Consider the following 19397-nt stretch of genomic DNA (forward strand, 5'->3'; position numbering starts at 1 on the left):
GGCGCGTTTGGTGCGGCCTGTCGCGTCAGAAGGCTAGGCCGGCAAGGATGAGGCTGTGCTTGGCACCGGCCGATGCGGCTCGGCGTTCCCCAGGGACAGGCAACGATCGCAACTGTGACGGATCAGGGCCTCATCGTGGCTGACCAGCATGACGGCACACTCCCGCTCACGGGCGAGTTCGATGAGCAACGCCATCGTCTCCTGCTGTGTGATCGGGTCGAGTCGCGAGGTAGGCTCGTCGGCAAACAGCATGACGGGGTCGAGCAGCAGGGCACGCAGCAGGGCAAAGCGTTGCAATTCGCCCCCCGAGACGTCGCTCGGATAGCGGTCTAGCAAAACGTTCGCGAGTCCCAGACGGTCCATCAGTGGAGGAATGCGCGTTGCGTCCAGGCGGTGCTGGCGTATCAAGTCCTTGAGTAATGTATCTAGTGTCCAGTGTGGCGCGAACGCGGCGGGGGGATCCTGATAGAGCTTCTGGAAACGCCGTGCGGCAACGCCCGGTGCACGCCTGACCTGGCCCCGGTCCGGCCTGCTGAGGCCCAGCAGCAAATCACCCAGGGTGCTCTTGCCGCAGCCGGAAGGGCCGCTGATACCGACGATTTCACCAGGCGCGATGGACAGGGAGATCTCACTGAACAGGGTACGCCCGCCGCGTGCCTTGGAGAGCTGTGTGGCTTCGATTACCGGCGGTGCGTCGGGGCGCGAATATTGTCGACGCGGTGCCCAGCGTGACGGTTCTGCAGCCACCAGGCGGCGTCCGTACTCGCTGATCGGCTGCTGCAGTACCTGATCGGCAGGGCCTGCCTCGATGCAGTCGCCGTTGCGCAGGATCATGATGCGGCCGCCCAGCTGACGGGCGACCTCGACATCGTGGGTAATGGTCAGCAGGGTGCCGCCCTCGGCCAAGGTCTGCTTGAGCATCGCCACCACATCATCGCGGCGTGCGCTATCCAGCCCCTTGGTGGGTTCATCGGCGATGACCATCTTGCCTCCTGCGGCGCGTGCTGCGGCGAAAGCGACTCGCTGGGCCATGCCGCCCGAGAGCTCCCCCGGGAGACGGGCACCTGCCGTGTCCAGGCCGAGCGATACCAGGTCTTGTCGCGCATAACGGACGGCACGTTCGGTGTCGTGTCCGGCTGCATGGCGATAGGTCTCCTGTATCTGTCGCTCGGCGGTCATCAGCGGATCGAGAGCGTGCCACGGCTCCTGAGGCAACAATATCAGGCGCCGCCCCCAAATGGCGCGACGCCGGGGCAGCGTCAATGCCATCAAGTCTTCTCCATCGAGTGTTATCTGGCCCTGCGCAGTGAGCCCCGCTGGCAGCGTGCCCATGATGGCCTGCGCCAGCAGGCTCTTCCCAGCCCCGGTCTCGCCCAGCAGAGTCAGGCACTGGCCGGCCTGCAATGAAAAGCTGAATGGGGCGACCAGCACTTGGTCATTGGCGCTGACGCTCAGTCGATCGACGTGCAAGGAAGTCATCGGGGGTCCCTCCCGGCCAGCAGTTGAAAGCTCAGGACGAGCAGAAACACGGCAGCGATGGGTTGAAGCAGCACCCAGGGAGCCTCCTGATAGTAGGGCAGCAGCTCGGTCATCATCAGCCCCAGCTCAGCCGTTGGTGGACGCAGGCCGATGCTGACGAAGCCCAGGGCGGCCACGGCAAGGACGGCATTGGCTGCTCCGAAAGCCGCCAGGGTGAGTACGCTGGGGGCAAGTTCCGGCCATAGGTGGCGCCGGAAAAGATACACCTTGCCGAAGCCCAGCAGCCGCGATGCCTGTAGCTGAGGCGAGGTGACCAGCGAGCGGGTTGCGGCGCGAACCACGCGGAAGTACTCGACCCATAGCACCAGAGCGATACCCACGTAGAGCGACCAGAACTGCCCCGGGGCCATGGCCGCGAGCATGAAAACCAGCAGCAGTCCAGGCATGGCTAGGACACAGTCGGCGACCAGGCCCAGGCCTCGATCCAGCCAGTCACCGCGCCACCCGGCGGCTACGCCCAGCAAAACACCAGGGATGGCAGCGCTGAGTACGCTCAGCAGGGCCAAGCCGATGGACAGGCGAATCGCCGAGGCCAGGCGGGCCAGTTGGCTACGCCCCAGGTGATCGGTCCCCAGTGGTTCGGACAGGCTGGGCGTAGCCAGGGTGTGCAACAGGTTCTGGCGGGCCGGGTCGGCGGGAAACAGCCATGGCGTGAGCCAGGCGAACAGCAACAGCAGAACCAGCAGGACGAGTCCCATATACCGGGCATTGGGACGTCGCGCCAACCAGCGCGGCGTGAGCGTAAATGTCGTCATGCTGGGCGCCTCCTCGGATCGATGGCGAGACAGGCCAGGTCGACCAGCGTATTGAGCGCCACGAACAGCAGTCCCATGGCCAGGGCCGTGCCCTGCACCATGGGCACATCGCGGGCTACCAGAGCGTGAACCAGGGCATGGCCGATACCCGGCCAGGCAAATAGCGACTCGACCACCACCACACCCTCGATCAGATAGATAAGCTGTACGCCCAGGTAGGCCACGACAGGCACGCCCACATTGCGCAGGCCGTGTCGCCAGAAGGTGCGTTGCGGCGACAGGCCCTTGGTCATGGCGAAGGCGTAGAAGGGGGCGCTGGCCACACGGGCCATGGCGTTTCGGGAAACGCGAGCCGACACCGCAGCCAGGCCCAGGGCCAGCGACAGGGCAGGCAGCCACAGGTGCGCGGCTGTGCCGTGCCCGGCGGCAGGCAGCCAGCCCAAGGTGACCGAGAACAGCATGATCAGCAGCAGGCCGATCACGAACGGTGGCAGCGAGCGAAGGCCCGTGGCCGCCACAAGGCTGGCCTTGTCCAAGGCCTTGCCCCGGCGCAACCCAGCCAGCATGCCCAGTGGCGGCCCGATCAGCAGCGCGAGCACGACAGCCGTGAGCGCCAGATCCAGCGAGTGGCCGAGCTGATGGCCAAGTTCCTGCCATACGGGCTCGCCACTGACCAGGGAGTGGCCCAGCTTGCCTTGCAGTAGATCGCCCAGCCAGTGGGCGTAGGCGCTCAATGGGTGGCTGTCGAGATTCAGTTCCGAGGCAACCGCCTGTGCCGCGTCGCGGTCTACGTTCTCGTAACCGTAGCGCCCGGCGGCGATGCGGTAGGCCATGTCTCCCGGCAGGGCGCGGGTCAACAGGAACGTCAGGGTGCCGACGGCCCAGGCCACCAGCCCAGCCTGCAGCAGGCGGCTCACCAGAAGCCTGACGATGGCTTGGCTCATGTGTCGCTCCAACGAAGGTCACTGAGGCGGTAGCTGCGTTCCAGCGGATCGATGCTGAACCCTTCCACCTGCTGGGTCACGGCGGCCGTCTGGACATACCAGGCGACGGGAATGACGGGCATCGCCTGGCTGAGCAGGGTAGCCGCTTCGGCAATGTGCGTCTGGCGTTGCTCGGGGGGCAGCGACGTCTGGCTCAGCGTTTCCAGCAGTTCGGTCAGCTGCGGATCGGACCAGTTCATGGCACCCCAGTCACCCCCCTGCGGGCCGAAGTCTTCTCGCAGGGTGGCCAGCGGGTCCGGAACCAGTCCGAAATTGCGGGCCATGAGTCCCAGGTCGAGAGAGCCGTCGTGATGACCGGCGGGTATCTCGCTGGCATTGCCGACATTGACGCTGACATCGATACCCAGCTGGCGCCACTGGTCCTGCAGGACCGTGGCAACGATCGGCAGCTCGGGGCGGTCGGCAAAGGTGGTCAGCGTCAGCGCAAAGGGTTGGCCGTCACGTTCCAGCATGCCTTGTGCGTTGCGTTGCCAGCCGAGCGCAGCCAGTGTCTCCCGTGCCGCTTCGAGATCATGGCGTTGCTCGGCCAGGCCGGGTTGGTGCCATGCCGTCAGGGCGGGCGGGAAGAGCTGATTGGCGGCGGCATCGGGAGTACGCAAGATGCCGGTGGCGATGCCTCGCCGGTCGATGGCCTGGCTAAGTGCTTGGCGGGCCTCGCGCTCGGCCAGTGCGGGGTGCGCCGCATTGACCTTGATGGCCACGGTGCGCGGGATGGGTTCGGCGAATAAGACAACGTTCGCAGTCCGCTCCAGGCGCAGACGGCTGGCCGGATCCAGGGTATAGACGATATCGGCATCACCGCTCTGGGCCATCAGGGCGCGTGTTTCGCCACGCGGGGCGGCAAGATAGCTGGCGTGCTCGATGGCGGCCGGCTCACCCCAGTAAGCGTCGAAGCGTGTCACGGCCAGGCGTTGTGGTGTCTGCAGAGACGTGACAGCGTACGGGCCGGTGCCGATGACTTGAAGGGCCTGGCCGTCGGCGCCGAAGGAGGCCGGGGCCAGGATCTGCGTCGAACTATGGGCGAGCAGCGCCGGCAGCAGGGCGTAGGGCGAATCGAGGACGATCACGACATCGTTACCCCGTCCCTCGATGGCAGCAATGGGCACCTGGTCGAGCATGCCCGGTCGCGAGGCGGCGCGTTGCAGGGCATCGGCGGCGAGGGCGGCGGTCAGTTCGGTACCGTCGTGAAATTGCACGCCCTGACGTATCGCAAAGCGCCAGGTCAACTGGTCCTCACTGACCTGCCAGTCCGTCGCAAGACCGGGAGATAGCCGGCCTTTGCGGTCGGTATCGGTCAGTGTCTCTGCCACCTGCATGCGCAGGAAGACATGCCCGGCCCGAGAGGGGTTGGGACTGTTGATCTCCCAAGGGGCGACGATATCCAGGCTATCGTCATGGGCCAGGGCGGGAGCCGTCAGGCCAAGGCAGGCCATGACCGTCACTTGACGTAACCAGCGCGAATGAAACATAGCTTGTCTCGTTATGTGATAACGTTGCATGGAACGGACACATCATGAGCAATGAAGTGTCCGGAAAAATCGCGGACGTTATAACATAACAATAAAGCTCAGTGTAGCGCGCCGGTCCGCCCATGCTCCCTTCACCAGGCCTGCTGAGTCTCAGCGCAGGCTGCCCGGCAATCCCAGGCTGGTGGTTTCCGGCATGCTCAATAGCAACCCCAGGCCCAGCGCCAGAATCAGTAGGCTGCCACAGAGTGCGATGCCGTGGCCGGCCAGTGCCTGCCAGCTCGGTGTGGTACGCGCCAGTAGCCGAGTTGCCCGCTGACGAGCGACAACGGCGAACACGGCTAGACATGACGTGGTGAAGGCCGTGCCCACCGACATGGCAAGTACCGCCAGGACCCCGGCCCACCAATAGCCCAGCAGGCTTGCCACACCGAGCACCATGACGCCACCGCTGCACGGCCGTAAGCCAATAGCCAGCAAGGCGCCCAGGCTTTCCCGCGTGTCGTGGGTCGCGTCGGGAGCGATATGGTGCTGGCCGCCGCAATGCTCGCATGCTGCGTCGCGACGCAATGTGACAGGCGCATGTCTTGAAGAAGCGAGAGCGGCGTCATCCATGCTGGCAAAGGTCATCCCGTCCATCGTCAGGGCCGAAGCGTTGTCACTGGCTGCGGCTTGACGCGGCAGACGGTCGAGACTGCGCTTGAGCCGGGTCAGGGCGCGCCAGGTCAGCCAGGCACCGAGCCCGGCCAGAACGAGAAAGCTGGCCTGTTCGAGATATCCGGTTTGCGCCATGGCATCGCGAGTCAGCTGCCCCATCCCCCAGACCAGGATCCCGACGAGCAGGATCGCCACCAGGCCCTGCAACAGGGCAGCAGCCACGGTCAACATCAAGCCGCGGCGCAGTGCGGTGGGGTGCGACATCAGGTAGGCCGTTATCACCGCCTTGCCGTGGCCGGGGCCCAGTGCATGGAACACGCCATAGCCCAGGCTAAGCGCCATCAGGCTCAGGCTGGTTTCGACGGATGGATGACGCGAAAGCGACATCGTCGACAGCGTCAGGCCACGGTGAAGCTCGCGCTGCCAGTCATGGGTCTGGACCATGACAGTCTGTGCCAGGGCCTGGCCGGCATCGGTCATGGCCAGGAGGGCGACACCCAGCAGGGGCAGCAGGGCAATCAACAGGGCTAGGGGGCGGGACATGTCAGCTCTCCGGTTTCCGCAAAGAAGCGGCCCAGCCCGCTCGGGGCCGTGGCGTCCCGGTCGAGTGCCGCGGCATCGGCGACACGCTGCGGGTCGGGGTCCGCGGGGATGACGCGACTGGTGCAATTGGCGGGAGCGTCTTGCAGGGCGATCGGTGTATCGGTGTCCTGCTCGTAGAGAAACTCGATGTAATAGGTGTCGTCATAGACCTGCCACGCCAGTGGCGAACCGCCGAGCGCCAGCGGTTCGGCCAGCGGTAGCACGAAGCGGAACACGAGGCGCTGGTCGTCGTTCTGGCGGATGGTGTAGTCGCGCAGATCGTCCAGGGCAACGGGCTCGCCAGCATGCGTGACATGCGTGAGGTAATTCTCGCCTCGCAGGTTCTGGGCGATTTCGTCACCGAGCATGTCCAGGCGCTGTTCCATGCTCTCGTCGCCCTCGGCTCGGGAGAGCTCCTCTGTCAGGGTCAGGCTGTAGAACGGGTCCATTACCCATACCTGTTCCAGGGCGGTGACATTTGATCGATCATCGAAATGCAGGATGACCCGGTAATCCACCCAACCATGCGGATGCGCCAGCGCAGTCAATGGCAGGCCTGCGATAGCGAAAAGCCAGGGGGCGATACGTCGGGACAGGCGAGAGGACATGGACAGGATCTCCGGAAACGGCAATGACGCAGTACCCGAGCCGCCTCGCATCAAGCGGCCCGGGCGCGACTTACTTTACGGCTGCGCGGGGTGAAGGGCTATCCCTATCAGCTTGCAGCCTGGGTGGTCGGGCGAGCCGACCAACGGCGAATGCCGGCATCGACCAAGGCCATCGCGATCATCGAGGCGCCCACCAGGGGAAAGATCACCCCCCCGATGGCAAGCAGGGCCAGCACGCCGCGCAGTTTACGTGGATCGTGCGGGGCAGGCGGTACACCGAGGCGACCGGCGGGGCGGCGCATCCACCACATGACGCCCGAGGCCACACACAGCAATACGATCCCCGCGCAGGCCGCGGCCAGGACAATCTGGTTGGCGATACCGAACTCCTGGCCCAAGTGGACATTGACTCCCCACTCCAGCGTCTGTCCCAACGGACCGTAGTCGGCATAACGCATGTCGAGCAGCGTGTCGCCCGTGTACTGGTCGAGATGCACGACCCGTTGCTGGCTGAGATCGTCGGGGTAGATCGAGCCTGTGTACACATCGCTGGCGCCACCCGGCAGGCTGACGGCATAGCCCGGTGCCAGGCCCAGTGCATCGAAGCGGGCAACGGCACCGTCGAGTCCGATCGGTGGGATATCGCTAGCCGTGGAGGCAGGCAACCGGGCCTGCTCGAGCGACCAGGGGGTGAGTTCGCGCTCGGCAAGCCTGGCATCGGACATGGGCACGTTGACCCGCACGCCGTCGGGATAGCCGAAGTTGTTGCCGTTGGCGAGTTCATTGACCTTGCTGCCCCACACCGTCGACCAGGGCATGCCGGTCACGGCCAAAAACAGGATGAAGCCACCCACGAACACACCCAGGACCGCATGCAGGTCGCGCCAGAACAGGCGCTTCGACGGACGCGAGCGTACCGTGACGACACCGCCACGCTGACCGCGTGGCCACCACAGATAAAGACCCGTCAGCACCAGCAGGATCGTCCAGCCAGCGACGATCTCGATGAGTAGGCTGGCGGTAGTACCGAAATAGTTGAGGCTGTGCAGGTGGCGGATCGTCCACATCACGCTGCCCCGGTAGGGCAGGATGCCGGTCACTTCACCGCTGTAGGGGTCAACGTAGACGGCACGCTTTTCGCCACCGGCGGTGCGGATATCGACCTCGGCGGCCAGGTCCGGAGCGGCGGGCGTGACGTAGCGGAATGCCTCGCCAGGCTGGGTGGCAAGTGCGGCGTCCAACTGGGCCTGGGCGGAAATGGGCTGGGCGGACTGCGCCTCCACGCGCAGTGTATCGGCGTACCACCAGTGTTCGACTTCGTCCTTGAACAGGTACAGCGCACCGGTAACGGCCAGCAGGATCAAAAAGGGAATGGCGATCAGCCCGGCATAGAAATGCCAGCGCCATACGGCGCGATAGAGATCGTTGATGTCGCGTCGAGTACGGGACATGGGTAATGTTCCTCACGGGGCATGCAGGGGTGGTTGTCGTCACGAGTCATGAACGACGACCGGCGGAGCCCGGGGGGGCGCGTGAGGAAAGATCGCCAGCCCGCCATGCGCTGGACGCGTGGCGGCGAGCGGCTCGCCAGCGGCAAGCAGAAACGTGTGCGCCACGGCCGGAAGCGCGCCGCTGAGCACGGGAGAGTGGTGGAACAGCGAGCAGTAGCCACACTGTTCGTGCCAGCCGAGCGTCTCCGGCAACGGAGACTGATGCGCGGGGGGCGATGACAGGGTCGGCATCGATGCGCCAGCATGCGAATGATGACCCGGCTCGCCAAACGCACTGAGTTGGCCGATGACCGGGCCGGTCACCAACAGCAGCATGGCGATCAACGCCAGATGGACGGCGTGGCGATACGCCCGGGCGTGGTGGCGCAGTGGCATGAAACACTCATGCGGCAGAAACGAACGCGACATGCTATCCCAGATGAGGCGGGGCCAATGCTTCGCCGGCCGCGTCAGTTTGACGCATTCCGTGACGCTTGCCGTGGACGGGAGTGCGGCCCGGTGTTTTCCGGAAGGTTGCAATCCCTGTCTCCATGGGCATGATAAAGTGCGATGTTTGCCCCTTTGCGTGAAATTATCGGTAGCCCATGACCTCTCACTTCGATGCCAGCCGCGACTCACTGATGGCGCCCGACAGTCATGTCGAAGGGTTCCGCAAGGCACGCGATGCCCGGCGCACGGAGTTGTTCGAGGACTACGTCGAGCTGATCGACGACCTGATCAGCGACGAAGGCGAAGCGCGCCAGGTCGATATCGCCCGACGCCTAGGCGTGACTCAGCCGACGGTGGCCAAGATGCTCAACCGTCTTGTCGAGGAGGGGCTGGTCGTCAAGCGCCCCTACCGAGGGCTGTTCCTGACAGAAACCGGGGAACGCCTGGCGGCGGCGAGCCGGCGTCGGCACATGATCGTCGAAGCCGTACTGTGCCGCATGGGCGTCAGTGCGGCTACCGCACGTATCGATGCCGAGGGTATCGAGCATCATGTCAGCAGCGAGACCTTGGCCGCCTTCGAGCAGTTCCTGAAGGAACGGGGCGCCTGAGCCACCACTATCCCGCAGCACCATGTTCGCTTGACTTGATCGGTCCATTTGCCTAGCTGTATAGCAAAGGCTATATAGTTTAGCCTGGGTCGACTGAATCGGAGCAGAGACAGGCTATGAAGCGAGGAATCGCGATAGGCGGGCTGGCGACAACCCTGATCCTGGGTTCGGCCTCGGCGCAGGCGCAGCAGACAACGCCGCTCGATGTCGTGGTCACCATCGGCATGCTCGCCGACGTGGTCGAGCATGTCGGCGGTGAATGCGTTGATGTGACGGCACTCATGGGGCCGGGGGTCGACCCGCACCTCTACCAGGCCGGGGCCAGGGATGTATATACCCTGCAGAAGGCCGATCTCATCCTCTACTCCGGCTATTCGCTGGAAGGCCAACTGGGTGACGTGCTGGCGCGTTTCGGCGAGATCAAACCCACGCTCGCCGTGGCGCCGGCTTCCATCGACAAGGAAACCCTGATTACCGTTCAGGACAGTTACGGCATCGATCCCCACCTGTGGATGGCCGTCGACCTGTGGGCACAGACCGTGCCGACCGTTGCCGACGCGCTGATCGAGCAGCGGCCGGGCTGCGAGGCGGCGATCCGGGACAATGCCGAGCACTATGCGGCCCAGCTCGAGGCACTGCACGGCTGGATCGAGGCCAGTATCGCGACGATTCCCGACACGCAGCGCATCCTGGTCACCGCGCATGACGCGTTCAACTATTACGGGCGTGCCTATGGTATCGAGGTGGCCGGTATCCAGGGCATCAGTACTGAGACCGAAACCGGCGTGGCGGATATCCGCAACATGGTCGATGTGGTCGTCGAGCGTCAGGTACCGGCCATGTTCGTCGAGAGCACGATCAACCCCCGCACTGTCCAGGCCGTGATCGATGCCGCTCGTCAGCGGGGCCACGAGATATCGATCGGCGGGCAGCTCTATTCCGACGCCATGGACGAGGCCGGTACGGCCGGCGGGACCTATGTCGGCATGCTCTACGCCAATACCCGGCATATCGTCGAGGCACTGGACGGCGAACTGCAGCCGCTGCCCGATGCCCTGCAGGACTGGGCTGAACGCTGGGACATCGCCACCGACCAATGACCATGACGTACCTCGCCGCACCGGCAGGCGGCGCGAGGTGCCAGCAATATAGGACCGTGACCATGGCTGAACTGCATGAGCCGAACTTGGCGTTGCATGTCGAGGACCTGACCGTCAGCTACCAGAGCAAGCCCGTGTTGTGGGACATCGACTTTGATGTCCCGCCCGGGGTGATGGCGGCCATCGTCGGCCCCAACGGCGCCGGCAAGAGCACGCTGATCAAGAGCGTATTGGGCCTGGTGCCCGCCGTGGCGGGCCATGTCACGCTGTTCGGGCGGCCCTACAAGGACCAGCGGCGTCGGGTCGGCTACGTGCCGCAACGCTCCAGTGTCGACTGGGATTTCCCCACCACGGCGCTGGATGTGGTCACCATGGGTCTCTATGGCCGCCTGGGGTGGCTGCGACGGCCGGGACGGCGCGAGCGCCGGGAGGCGATGCAGGCACTGGAAAAGGTGGGCATGCAGGACTTCGCCCAGCGCCAGATCAGCCAGCTCTCCGGCGGCCAGCAGCAGCGCGTGTTCCTGGCCCGGGCGCTGGTTCAGGATGCCGACGTCTATTTTCTCGACGAGCCCATGGCCGGGGTCGATGCCACGACCGAGAGGGCCATCGTCGATATCCTGCGCCGGCTGCGTGACGAGGGCAAGACGGTGATCGTCGTGCATCACGACCTGCAGACCGTGCGTACCTACTTCGACTGGCTGCTGCTGCTCAACGTACGAGTCATCGCCCAGGGAGAGGTCGGCGACGTGTATACCGCAGCCAATCTGCGCAAGGCCTATGGGGGACAGATTGCCCTGCTCGAGGAAAGCGCCCTGTTGCCACCCCAGGAGCGCGACATGCCGGTGACCGAGAGACTGCCATGACGATACTCGACTGGCTTCAGGACTATACCATCCAGAACGTGGTGATCGGGGCGGCCCTGCTGGGGCTGATCAGCGGTGTGCTGGGCAGCTTTGCGGTGCTGCGCAAGCAGAGCCTGCTCGGCGACACGCTGTCGCATGCCGCGCTGCCCGGGGTCTGCATCGGCTTTCTCATCGCCGGGACCCGCAATATCGGCAGCATCCTGTTCGGCGCACTCGTGTCCGGGGCACTGGCGGCGTTGCTGATGCTGGCGCTGACCCGCAACAGCCGGCTCAAGACCGATGCCGGGCTGGGGATTACGCTGAGTACCTTCTTTGCCCTCGGCGTAGTGCTGCTGACCTACATCCAGGGCACGAACAATGCTGCGCAGGGCGGACTCGACTCCTTCCTGTTCGGTCAGGCTGCCGCCACGCTGCGCAGCGACCTGTGGATCATGGGCGGGATTACCGTCGCGGCACTGGGGCTGGTGTCGCTGTTGTGGAAGGAATTCAAGCTGGTTTCCTTCGATCCGAGCTACGCCGCATCGCTGGGCCTGCCGGTGGTCTGGCTGGAAGTGCTGCTGACGGTGATGATCGCCCTGGCCGTGGTGGTGGGGCTGCAGATGGTTGGCGTGGTGCTGATGGCGGCGATGATCATCGCGCCAGCCGTCGCGGCGCGCCAGTGGAGCCACCGGCTCGAGGGCATGGTTCTCCTGGCGGCGGCCATCGGGGTGGGCGGTGGCGTCTTCGGTGCACTGCTCAGTGCCCTGTCGCGGGGGCTGGCCACCGGGCCGTTGATCATTCTCAGCGTGTCGAGCGTGGTCATCGTCTCGCTGCTGTTCGCGCCAAGGCGCGGCTTCGTGTGGGAAATCGTGCGGCTTCGGCGCAGCCGTCGGCGCCTGCGTTATCAACAGGTGCTGACAACGCTCTACCAACTGGCCGCTGCGCATGCCGATTCCCGCTATCGTTCCGGGCAGGGCATGATCGATACCTACCACGGTACCAGCACCCAGCGGGCCCTGCGCAAGCTGCATCGCCGCGGCTATGTGGTCCGTCACGCAGCGCCCCCCGAAGAGCCGAACACGGCAGGGCAATGGGTGCTGACACCGGCAGGCATCCATGAGGCCGAGCGCATCCTCGATTCGCTCGGCCGGGAGGCGCTGTGATGCTGGCGCCGCTCTTCGACAACATTCCGCTGATGATCATGCTGGTCGGCATGCTGGTGGGTATCGCCTCGACACTGGTCGGCACTTTCCTGGTACTGCGCGGCTCCAGCATGCTGTCCGATGCCATCGGCCACTCCATCGTGTTCGGCATCGTCATCGTCTGGCTGCTGACGCACCAGCAGAGCGGCCCGGTGCAGATCGTGGGTGCGGCTCTGACCGGCCTGCTGACGGTGTTTCTCACCGAGTTGCTGGTCAACACGCAGCGGGTCAAGAAGGATGCCGCCATCGGCCTGGTCTTCCCGGTACTGTTCTCCATCGGCGTGCTGCTGCTCAACCTCTATGCCCGCGACGTGCACATCGACACGCATACCGTGCTGCTGGGCGAGATCGGCTTCGTGTGGCTCGACACCGTGTCGATCGGCGGCTACCCGGTGCCGCAATCGCTGCTGTCGATGGGGGCGATGACACTGCTCAACGGCCTGTTCGTGCTGGTGTTCTTCAAGGAACTCAAGCTCGCCACCTTCGATGCGCCCTTGGCGAAGGCGCTGGGCTTCGCCCCGGGCGTGCTCTTCTATGCCCTGCTCATGCTGACCAGCGGTACCGCCGTGGCGGCGTTCGATGCCGTGGGGGCCGTGCTGTTCGTGGCGTTCGTCATCGTCCCCCCGTCGGCAGCTTACCTGCTGACCAACCGGCTGTGGCTGATGTTCGTCTACGGCATGGTGATCTCGGTGCTGTCGAGCGTCTCCGGTTATTACCTGGCGGTGGCCTGGGACGTGTCGATCGGCGGCATGATGGCCGTGATGACCGGCGTGTTCCTGCTGCTGGCCTTCCTGGCCGGGCCGCACTACGGCTTGCTTGCCCAGCTGGCGCGTCGGCGCGGACAACGCCGCCTGAACGAGAACCGGACCCTGGCAGTCCACCTGTACAATCACGAAGGCGAGCCGGAACAGGCCGTGGAGAACGTGACCCGGGCGCTGCGCGAGCACCTGCACTGGGACGCCGCCAAGGCGCGCCGTGTCGTGCAGCGTAGTCGCGAGCAGGGGCATGTCCTGCAGGAGGGAGAACTGCTGCACCTGACCCCCGCCGGGCGAGCCATTGCCCGGGAAATCCTCGAGCCGGCGAAGTTCTGAACCTCGTGCCATGGGCCGAGCCAGGCATGCGCTATAGTGATCATGCCACGTTAGGTCGGCCTGTCCGGCCATCGGGATGCACCAACTCGTCTGCGAGGAGCCATGACGCACCAGGACTACCTGCATGACCTGATCGCGCAGGCCGGCGAACGCCTCACCACGCCACTGGACGACAAGGACGTGCACGAGCTGCGGCTGACCTGCAAGCGCCTGCGGGCCGCCTGGCAGTTGCAGCGGGTCGACCTGCCACGCCAGGTCGTGAAGACCCGGGAAGAGACGCCTAAAACGATTGCCAAGTCACTGGAAGGCTCGCGTGAGATGGCGGTTCGCCATGCCATGCTGGGCTGGGTGATGCCACGCGTTCCCTCGGGCTTGCGGCCGTCCCTGGCGCGTCTGCGAGCCACCATGGCGGCGCAACTCGACAAGCAGCCCATCGAGGCGGACCGACAGGCGCTACTCGAGGCCTTTCAGGGTGAAAGCCGGCAGTGGGATGACGAGCCGTTGACACGCAAGCGGGTCAGAAAAGGTCTCAAGCAGACGCGCAGCAAGGTGCAACGCCTGGCCAGGCGCAGTGAAAAGAAACGCGACCCGACGTTGTGCCATCGCTGGCGCAAGTGGGTGAAGTACCTGACCTATCAGCAGGACATGAGTTATACCGTCGAGGGCAAGCCCGGCAAGGCGCCGCGTGATCGTCTCAAGACGTTGGCCAAACGCCTGGGTCGCCAGCACGACCTGGTGAACCTCAACGCCTGGTTGAAGGAGGCGGGCAAGCTCGACGATGCGACGCGCCTGGCACTGGGTGCCGAACTGGATCGTCTCGCCGAGGAACAGCTCGACAAGGCGTTACGCCAAGGCAAAAAGCTTGGCTGGCTGTGATCCATGAGCTGCAAGCCTCACAGGGATTTTCCCCGTGAGCATGAGTCCCAGCGTGGCTTGCTTCGACCGATCTCGCCCAGCGCCAGCAACCAGACCAGCGGGCCCGCAACGAGGATGACCAGTAGCCCGGTTCGCGTTCGGCACATGTGCGCAATACGCCGCCGGGCATGTAGCCCGCGGGTGATGACAAAGCCAATGTGGGCCCAGACGAGAAGCATGGGCAACGCGCTCATGATGCTTCGTCCCTCTTCAATGGTGAGATAAAACGGTTGGTTCGGAGCAGCGAACCCGCTACGGCGGCAGGCTCATGCGCAACATGTTCGGATTATCGGCCGGCTTGCCTAAAAATTGATCGATTAATGGCCGTTGCAGGTCGCGTGGCTTGCCCCTCCCCGCACTCCCTTACGGCGTTCCCAGCCTACCCCTTGTGGATGTCGAATCGATGACCGTGGCGTGGTGAGTCCGGGATCGGAAAGGTAACGAAGGCCAAGCGTCATCGACTGTTCAACCCATTGTCGTTTCCTCGTCATGAAACCCCGGGAAGCTGTAGGCAATACAGCCAACGACGTGAGGACACGGCATGCGGATTGCCATGGTCAGCGAAACCTGGGCCCCGGACATCAACGGGGTGGCGCATACCCTGGGGCACCTCACTCGCGAGCTGATCCGGCGAGGCATCGAGGTCCAGCTGATTCGCCCGGCGCCGCAGGCACCGACTCGAGCGGAAGGCATGACCCATGAACTGCAGGTTCGCGGAATTCGCGTGCCTCGTTATACGGACGTGCAACTGGGCATGCCGTCGCGTCGTGCCATGGCCGCGCTATGGCGCGAAGCTCGGCCGGACATCATCTATGTAGCCACGGAAGGGCCATTGGGCTGGTCGGCGCTCAATCTGGCCCGGCATCTGGGTATCCCGGTAGTCAGCGGCTTTCACACCAATTTCGATCACTACGCTGGCGACTATGGTGTGGGCTGGATGAAGAAGCCGGTGTGCAGCGTGCTGCGCCATTTTCACAATCGCACCCAGGCCACGCTGGTGCCCACCGCGCAGCGCGCCGCCGAGTTGAAGATGCTGGGTTTCAAGAATGTGGAAGTTCTCGGGCGGGGCATCGACGCCGACCACTTCGGGCCTCACCGCCGCGATGGCGAGCTGCGCCGCGCCTGGGGCGTGAGCGAACATCAACCCGTGGCCCTGCACGTCGGTCGCCTGGCCCAGGAAAAGAACCTCACCCTGCTGGCGGAAGCCTTCGATGCCATGCAGCGCAGCCAGCCCGACCTGCAGCCGGTGCTGGTCGGCGACGGCCCCCAGCGCGCTGCGCTGGAAAAGCGCCTGCCCACTGCCATCTTTACCGGTTTCGTCGATAGCGACACCTTGGCGCGGCACTACGCCAGCGCCGACATGTTCGTGTTTCCGTCGATGTCGGAGACCTACGGCAACGTGGTCAACGAGGCGATGGCCAGCGCCTTGGGCATCGTTGCCTTCGATTACGCCGCCGCCGCCGAAATGATCGAGCACGAGCGCACCGGGCTGGTGGTGCCGTTCGGCGACGAGCGGGCCTTCATCGACGCCGCCGTGGCGCTGTGCCAGCAGCCGGTGCGCTATGCCCAGATGGGCAATGCCGCCCGGCTACGTGTCGAAAGCCAGCGCTGGTCGCACGTTGCCGACCAGTACCTGGACATCCTGCGCCAGACTCTGGAGACGGCTCATGGTAAACCGCAGCTTTCCCGTATTTGAACGCCTCGACCTGGTCGAGTGGCAAGCCTGCCGCCGCCTGGCCCTGTTCTGCCACTACCGGCCGCTGCTGGCCTTGCTGCGCCTGGCCAGCCGTCTTGGCGACTGGCCGGCCTGGGTGGTGCTGATCGCTTGCCAGCCGCTGATTCACGGCCAACGGATCGGTTGGCATGTCGCCCTGCAGTTTGCGGTAACGGCCGGGGTCGGGATCGTGGTCTATCGCCTGCTCAAGACGCGACTGTGCCGCGAGCGTCCGTTCATCACCTTTACCACCATTCCCTGCACCATGCCGCCGTTGGACCGCTACAGCTTTCCCAGCGGTCACACCCTGCACGCGGTGAGTTTCGCGACCCTGACCGCCGACACCATGCCTTGGCTGATGCTTGTCATCGCGCCGTTGGCGGCGCTGATTGCCGCTTCGCGGGTGGGGTTGGGGCTGCACTACCTGAGCGACGTGGCAGCAGGCGCATTGCTCGGCCTGGTGCTGGCCATGTCCAGCCTGTGGCTGTTCCCGGTCACGCTGACTGTCGCCGCGCCGTGATCGCCGGCTAGCGGCGCCATGATAGGCGCCGGCCGAGGAACTGGCGATGGAACAGGCAGGCGAAGACAGGCGCACCGGCCAGCAGGTAGAAATGAAAGGTCACGAAGCGCCAGATCAACACCGCCACGGACGCCTGCGACAGGCCGATCAGCGGCGTCAGCATTGCCGTCGAGGTCAGCTCCGCGCCGCCCAGGCCGCCAGGCAGCATGCTGGCCTGTCCTGCCGCCATGGAGAGCATCTGGACCAGGAAGGTCCATGCCCAGGCTACATCGTGACCGAGCCCTTCGACGACCAGATAGAGCACGCTGTAACGCAACAGCCAATGACCGCAGCACAGCACGAAGACCAACGCCAGGCGCCGCCGGGACAGGCCGAGCGTCGCCAGCAGGGCGCGGCGAAAGCGCAGCAGGCGGCGTGCCATGGCAAAGCGCAGGCGCCAGGGCAGGCGTAACCACGCGAGCCACTGGCCGCTGGTGGCAAGAAAGCGCGAGGTATGGCGCAACCACAGCCAGGCCAGTGCCAGCACGAGGCTGAGCAGGCCGATCGACACGGCGATCAATCCTTCGAGTCGCGAATCGACCAGGGCCACCGTGGCATACACGGCGACCAGCAGCAGCGCCACCAGAAAGAACACCAGGTCGGTCAACTGATCGGCGGCGAATACCGCCGTGGCACGCGGTGCCGGTATCCCGCGCCGGACCAGCAGGCCGTACAACGTCACCGGCCCGCCGCTGCCGCCGGGCGTGGCGCAGAAGGCAAACTCGGTGGCCATCACCGTCGCCAGGGCCTGGGGTGGGCTCAGGGCACGGGCGTGCTCCGCCAGCAGCAGGCGCAGCCGACAGGCGTTGATGATCCAGCACAGGCCGATCATCCCCAGCATGAGAACCAGCAGGTCGGCGGGAAAATTCCGCAGGGTGCCCAACAGTGCCGGGCCACCGACGAAGAATGGAATGGCCAGCGCCAGGCTCAGGGCCAAGGGCAGTAGCCACAATGCATGTCGCATGGCGTCAGCCGTGCTGCTTGACGGAAGGCGTTACGCTGTCGCCGAGCACGGTTCGGTAGTGGCCGAGCAACGTATCGACCACGGCGTGCCAATGATAGTGACGCTCGACGTGGCGGCGGGCACGTCGCCCCATGACCTGGGCATCGTTCAGGAACAGCTCCTGGATCGCCTGGGCCATGGCGTCGGGGGAGTGCGGCTCACACAAGACGCCGCACCCCAGCGGAATGTTTTCCTGCAGCGCCCCGGCGCGCACGCCCACCACCGGCAGGCCGCTGGCCATGGCTTCCAGTGCAACCAGGCCGAAGGTCTCGCGGGTGCCGGCGTGGATGAGCGCATCGGCCGTGGCGAACCAGCGCGCCACTTCGTCGCTATCGCAGTAACGATTGAAGACGGTGACATTGTCCGGCACCCGCCGAGGCATGTGCGGCCCCATGATCAGCAGGTGATAGCGACCGCCCAGGCGCTGCGCGGTGGCCAGCAACTCGGGAATGTTCTTTTCGCGCGAGTTGCGCCCGGCGAACACCAGCAGGCGGGTGTTGGCGCTCAGGCCCAGCATGTCGCGCAGCATGGGATCGCGACGCCGGGGGTGGAAGGTATCCAGGTCCACACCCAGCGGTTGCAGGTGCACATTGGGTACGCCCCATTGCCCGAGCCGCTCGGCCATCGAACGGCAGGGAGCCAGCACGCGATCGAAGCGGCCATAGAGATCGGCGACATAGCGCTCCAAGCGCCGCGCCACGCCGGTGCCGAGCCGGTCGCCCATCAGGCGTGGCAGGTCGGAGTGATAGAAGCCGACCACCGGCACGCCCAGGCGCTGTCCGGCATCCAGCGCGGACCAGGCTGTCATGTACGGGTCGCCGGCCTCGATCAGGTTCGGGTTCATGCGCACCAAGGCCTGCGCCCAGCGTCGGCGATGCAGCGGAAAGCGATAGCCTTGGCCGAACGGCAGGTGCATCGCCGGTAGTGTATGCAAGTCGCCGAGCTGCATGGCTTCGGCGCCGGGCACGAGCAGACTGGCCTGCACGCCGGGTAACTGGGCAAGCCGGCGATGCTTGGCCTGCAGGTAGGTCCTGACGCCACCGCTGGTCGGCGCATGAAACATGGTCACGTCGGCGATGTGCAAGGGCCGCTCTCCTGAAATGGATAGGATCCTTTCAGGCTAGTCGCAAAATGCGGCAGTCCGATGACAACGTCTTCGGGTGGGCCTCGCGCTCCCGGAGCCATAGGGCTCGAGGGTGGGGCGGATTGGCCTGCTCAGCGGGCCTGCGGCTGTGCGTAGATGTCCTGGTACTGCCGGTGTCGGTCGCCTTCCACAGCTTCGGCGGCTGGAGGGACTCGCTATTCGGCGATCTGCACGCCTACGGCCCCGACGCCGTGCGCTTCTACACCCGCCGCAAGGCTGACTCCACGCCCGCGCCTCTCATTGGCGTGGGCGTTCTTGTGTGTACGTCTTTCGTGTTGATTCGCGATAGATTAAGTTAGTTTAGAGATTGCCGATACAACTTTAATGGCCAGGCGGTGGAGCGTTTGTAGTGGTCAACTAATCCCGGACAGTGTTTTAAGTTTTTCTTCAGCTAACGCAGGCGGGATCCCTGCATTAAACGCATGGGGCCGCTGGCGATTGTAATAACCCATCAGGTACTCCCCGATGTCCTTCCTGGCAGCGCAGATGCTCGGGTAGCCCAAGGCCGGTATCCATTCACTCTTCAAGCTCCGGAATAGCCTCTCCATAGGCGCATTATCCCAACAGTTTCCCCGTCGGCTCATGCTCTGACTCATGCGGTAACGCCATAATCGTTGGCGAAACAGGCGACTGGCGTATTGGCTACCTTGATCCGTGTGAAATAGCAC

General features: G+C 64.9%; 20 protein-coding genes and 1 pseudogene. 9 read left to right on the top strand and 12 right to left on the bottom strand.

Features of this window, described 5'->3' with window-relative positions:
* Nucleotides 1-33: 33 nt before the first annotated feature.
* From BM194_RS18640 to BM194_RS18675, 8 genes are all read right to left on the bottom strand, one after another.
* Nucleotides 34-1479 (bottom strand): ABC transporter ATP-binding protein, encoded by a 1446-nt coding sequence (locus BM194_RS18640; RefSeq protein ID WP_092850009.1) that lies wholly within the window; start codon nt 1477-1479, stop codon nt 34-36.
* Nucleotides 1476-2294 (bottom strand): ABC transporter permease, encoded by an 819-nt coding sequence (locus tag BM194_RS18645; RefSeq protein ID WP_092850011.1) that lies wholly within the window; start codon nt 2292-2294, stop codon nt 1476-1478. Before BM194_RS18645 ends, BM194_RS18640 begins: the two co-directional genes overlap by 4 nt.
* The gene (locus BM194_RS18650) at nt 2291-3238 is read right to left on the bottom strand and encodes an ABC transporter permease (RefSeq protein WP_244891010.1); all 948 of its coding nucleotides are present in this window, start codon (nt 3236-3238) and stop codon (nt 2291-2293) included. Before BM194_RS18650 ends, BM194_RS18645 begins: the two co-directional genes overlap by 4 nt.
* Nucleotides 3235-4767 (bottom strand): ABC transporter substrate-binding protein, encoded by a 1533-nt coding sequence (locus BM194_RS18655; RefSeq protein WP_092850013.1) that lies wholly within the window; start codon nt 4765-4767, stop codon nt 3235-3237. The genes BM194_RS18650 and BM194_RS18655 overlap by 4 nt, the downstream gene beginning before the upstream one ends.
* Before the next feature lie 150 nt (nt 4768-4917).
* Nucleotides 4918-5964 (bottom strand): nickel/cobalt transporter, encoded by a 1047-nt coding sequence (locus tag BM194_RS18660; RefSeq protein WP_092850016.1) that lies wholly within the window; start codon nt 5962-5964, stop codon nt 4918-4920.
* Nucleotides 5949-6611, bottom strand: a complete 663-nt coding sequence (locus BM194_RS18665; protein ID WP_092850018.1) for a DUF1007 family protein — start codon at nt 6609-6611, stop codon at nt 5949-5951. The genes BM194_RS18660 and BM194_RS18665 overlap by 16 nt, the downstream gene beginning before the upstream one ends.
* Before the next feature lie 107 nt (nt 6612-6718).
* A complete protein-coding gene (locus BM194_RS18670) occupies nt 6719-8062 on the bottom strand; it encodes a PepSY-associated TM helix domain-containing protein (protein WP_092850020.1) in 1344 nt (447 codons plus the stop codon).
* Between the two features lie 39 nt (nt 8063-8101).
* A complete protein-coding gene (locus BM194_RS18675; RefSeq protein WP_177223467.1) occupies nt 8102-8497 on the bottom strand; it encodes a DUF2946 domain-containing protein in 396 nt (131 codons plus the stop codon).
* Between the two features lie 209 nt (nt 8498-8706).
* On the opposite strand from BM194_RS18675, the gene mntR reads away from it, so the two are divergent.
* The 6 genes from mntR (at nt 8707) to BM194_RS18705 (ending at nt 14270) form a co-directional block, all read left to right on the top strand.
* Nucleotides 8707-9159: a manganese-binding transcriptional regulator MntR gene (gene mntR, locus BM194_RS18680; protein ID WP_092850025.1), complete on the top strand. Its 453-nt coding sequence runs from the start codon at nt 8707-8709 to the stop codon at nt 9157-9159.
* 116 nt (nt 9160-9275) lie between these two features.
* The gene (locus BM194_RS18685) at nt 9276-10259 is read left to right on the top strand and encodes a metal ABC transporter solute-binding protein, Zn/Mn family (protein ID WP_092850027.1); all 984 of its coding nucleotides are present in this window, start codon (nt 9276-9278) and stop codon (nt 10257-10259) included.
* A gap of 62 nt (nt 10260-10321) precedes the next feature.
* Complete coding sequence (locus BM194_RS18690) at nt 10322-11122, top strand: metal ABC transporter ATP-binding protein (RefSeq protein ID WP_092850029.1); 801 nt, start codon at nt 10322-10324, stop codon at nt 11120-11122.
* Nucleotides 11119-12264 carry a metal ABC transporter permease gene (locus BM194_RS18695; RefSeq protein WP_092850032.1) on the top strand — a complete coding sequence of 382 codons (1146 nt, stop codon included), beginning with the start codon at nt 11119-11121 and terminating at the stop codon, nt 12262-12264. The genes BM194_RS18690 and BM194_RS18695 overlap by 4 nt, the downstream gene beginning before the upstream one ends.
* The gene (locus BM194_RS18700) at nt 12264-13394 is read left to right on the top strand and encodes a metal ABC transporter permease (protein ID WP_092850034.1); all 1131 of its coding nucleotides are present in this window, start codon (nt 12264-12266) and stop codon (nt 13392-13394) included. Before BM194_RS18695 ends, BM194_RS18700 begins: the two co-directional genes overlap by 1 nt.
* A 102-nt stretch (nt 13395-13496) precedes the next feature.
* The gene (locus BM194_RS18705) at nt 13497-14270 is read left to right on the top strand and encodes a CHAD domain-containing protein (RefSeq protein WP_092850036.1); all 774 of its coding nucleotides are present in this window, start codon (nt 13497-13499) and stop codon (nt 14268-14270) included.
* Between the two features lie 17 nt (nt 14271-14287).
* Here the strand turns inward: BM194_RS18705 and BM194_RS18710 are convergent, their stop codons facing one another.
* Nucleotides 14288-14503, bottom strand: coding sequence for a hypothetical protein (locus BM194_RS18710; protein WP_092850038.1), 216 nt, complete (start codon nt 14501-14503; stop codon nt 14288-14290).
* 347 nt (nt 14504-14850) lie between these two features.
* Here BM194_RS18710 and BM194_RS18715 point away from each other — a divergent pair, with 347 nt between their 5' ends.
* Nucleotides 14851-16005 (top strand): glycosyltransferase family 4 protein, encoded by a 1155-nt coding sequence (locus BM194_RS18715; RefSeq protein WP_092850040.1) that lies wholly within the window; start codon nt 14851-14853, stop codon nt 16003-16005.
* Nucleotides 15977-16543: a phosphatase PAP2 family protein gene (locus BM194_RS18720; protein WP_092850052.1), complete on the top strand. Its 567-nt coding sequence runs from the start codon at nt 15977-15979 to the stop codon at nt 16541-16543. Before BM194_RS18715 ends, BM194_RS18720 begins: the two co-directional genes overlap by 29 nt.
* 7 nt (nt 16544-16550) lie before the next feature.
* On the opposite strand, the gene BM194_RS18725 is transcribed toward BM194_RS18720, so the two are convergent.
* Together BM194_RS18725 and BM194_RS18730 are read right to left on the bottom strand one after the other, a co-directional pair.
* Nucleotides 16551-17546 carry a glucosaminyl phosphatidylglycerol flippase gene (locus BM194_RS18725; RefSeq protein ID WP_092850043.1) on the bottom strand — a complete coding sequence of 332 codons (996 nt, stop codon included), beginning with the start codon at nt 17544-17546 and terminating at the stop codon, nt 16551-16553.
* A gap of 4 nt (nt 17547-17550) precedes the next feature.
* Nucleotides 17551-18669, bottom strand: a complete 1119-nt coding sequence (locus BM194_RS18730) for an N-acetylglucosaminyl phosphatidylglycerol synthase (protein ID WP_092850045.1) — start codon at nt 18667-18669, stop codon at nt 17551-17553.
* 167 nt (nt 18670-18836) lie between these two features.
* Between BM194_RS18730 and BM194_RS20970 the strand changes: the two are divergent.
* Nucleotides 18837-19028, top strand: a pseudogene (locus BM194_RS20970) (hypothetical protein); the annotation flags it as partial.
* Between the two features lie 54 nt (nt 19029-19082).
* Here the strand turns inward: BM194_RS20970 and BM194_RS18740 are convergent.
* The coding region (locus BM194_RS18740; protein ID WP_143097633.1) for an integrase core domain-containing protein at nt 19083-19397 on the bottom strand (315 nt) is incomplete at its 5' end.

The organism is Modicisalibacter xianhensis, assembly GCF_900113605.1.
In the GTDB taxonomy this organism is placed as follows: Bacteria; Pseudomonadota; Gammaproteobacteria; order Pseudomonadales; family Halomonadaceae; genus Modicisalibacter; species Modicisalibacter xianhensis.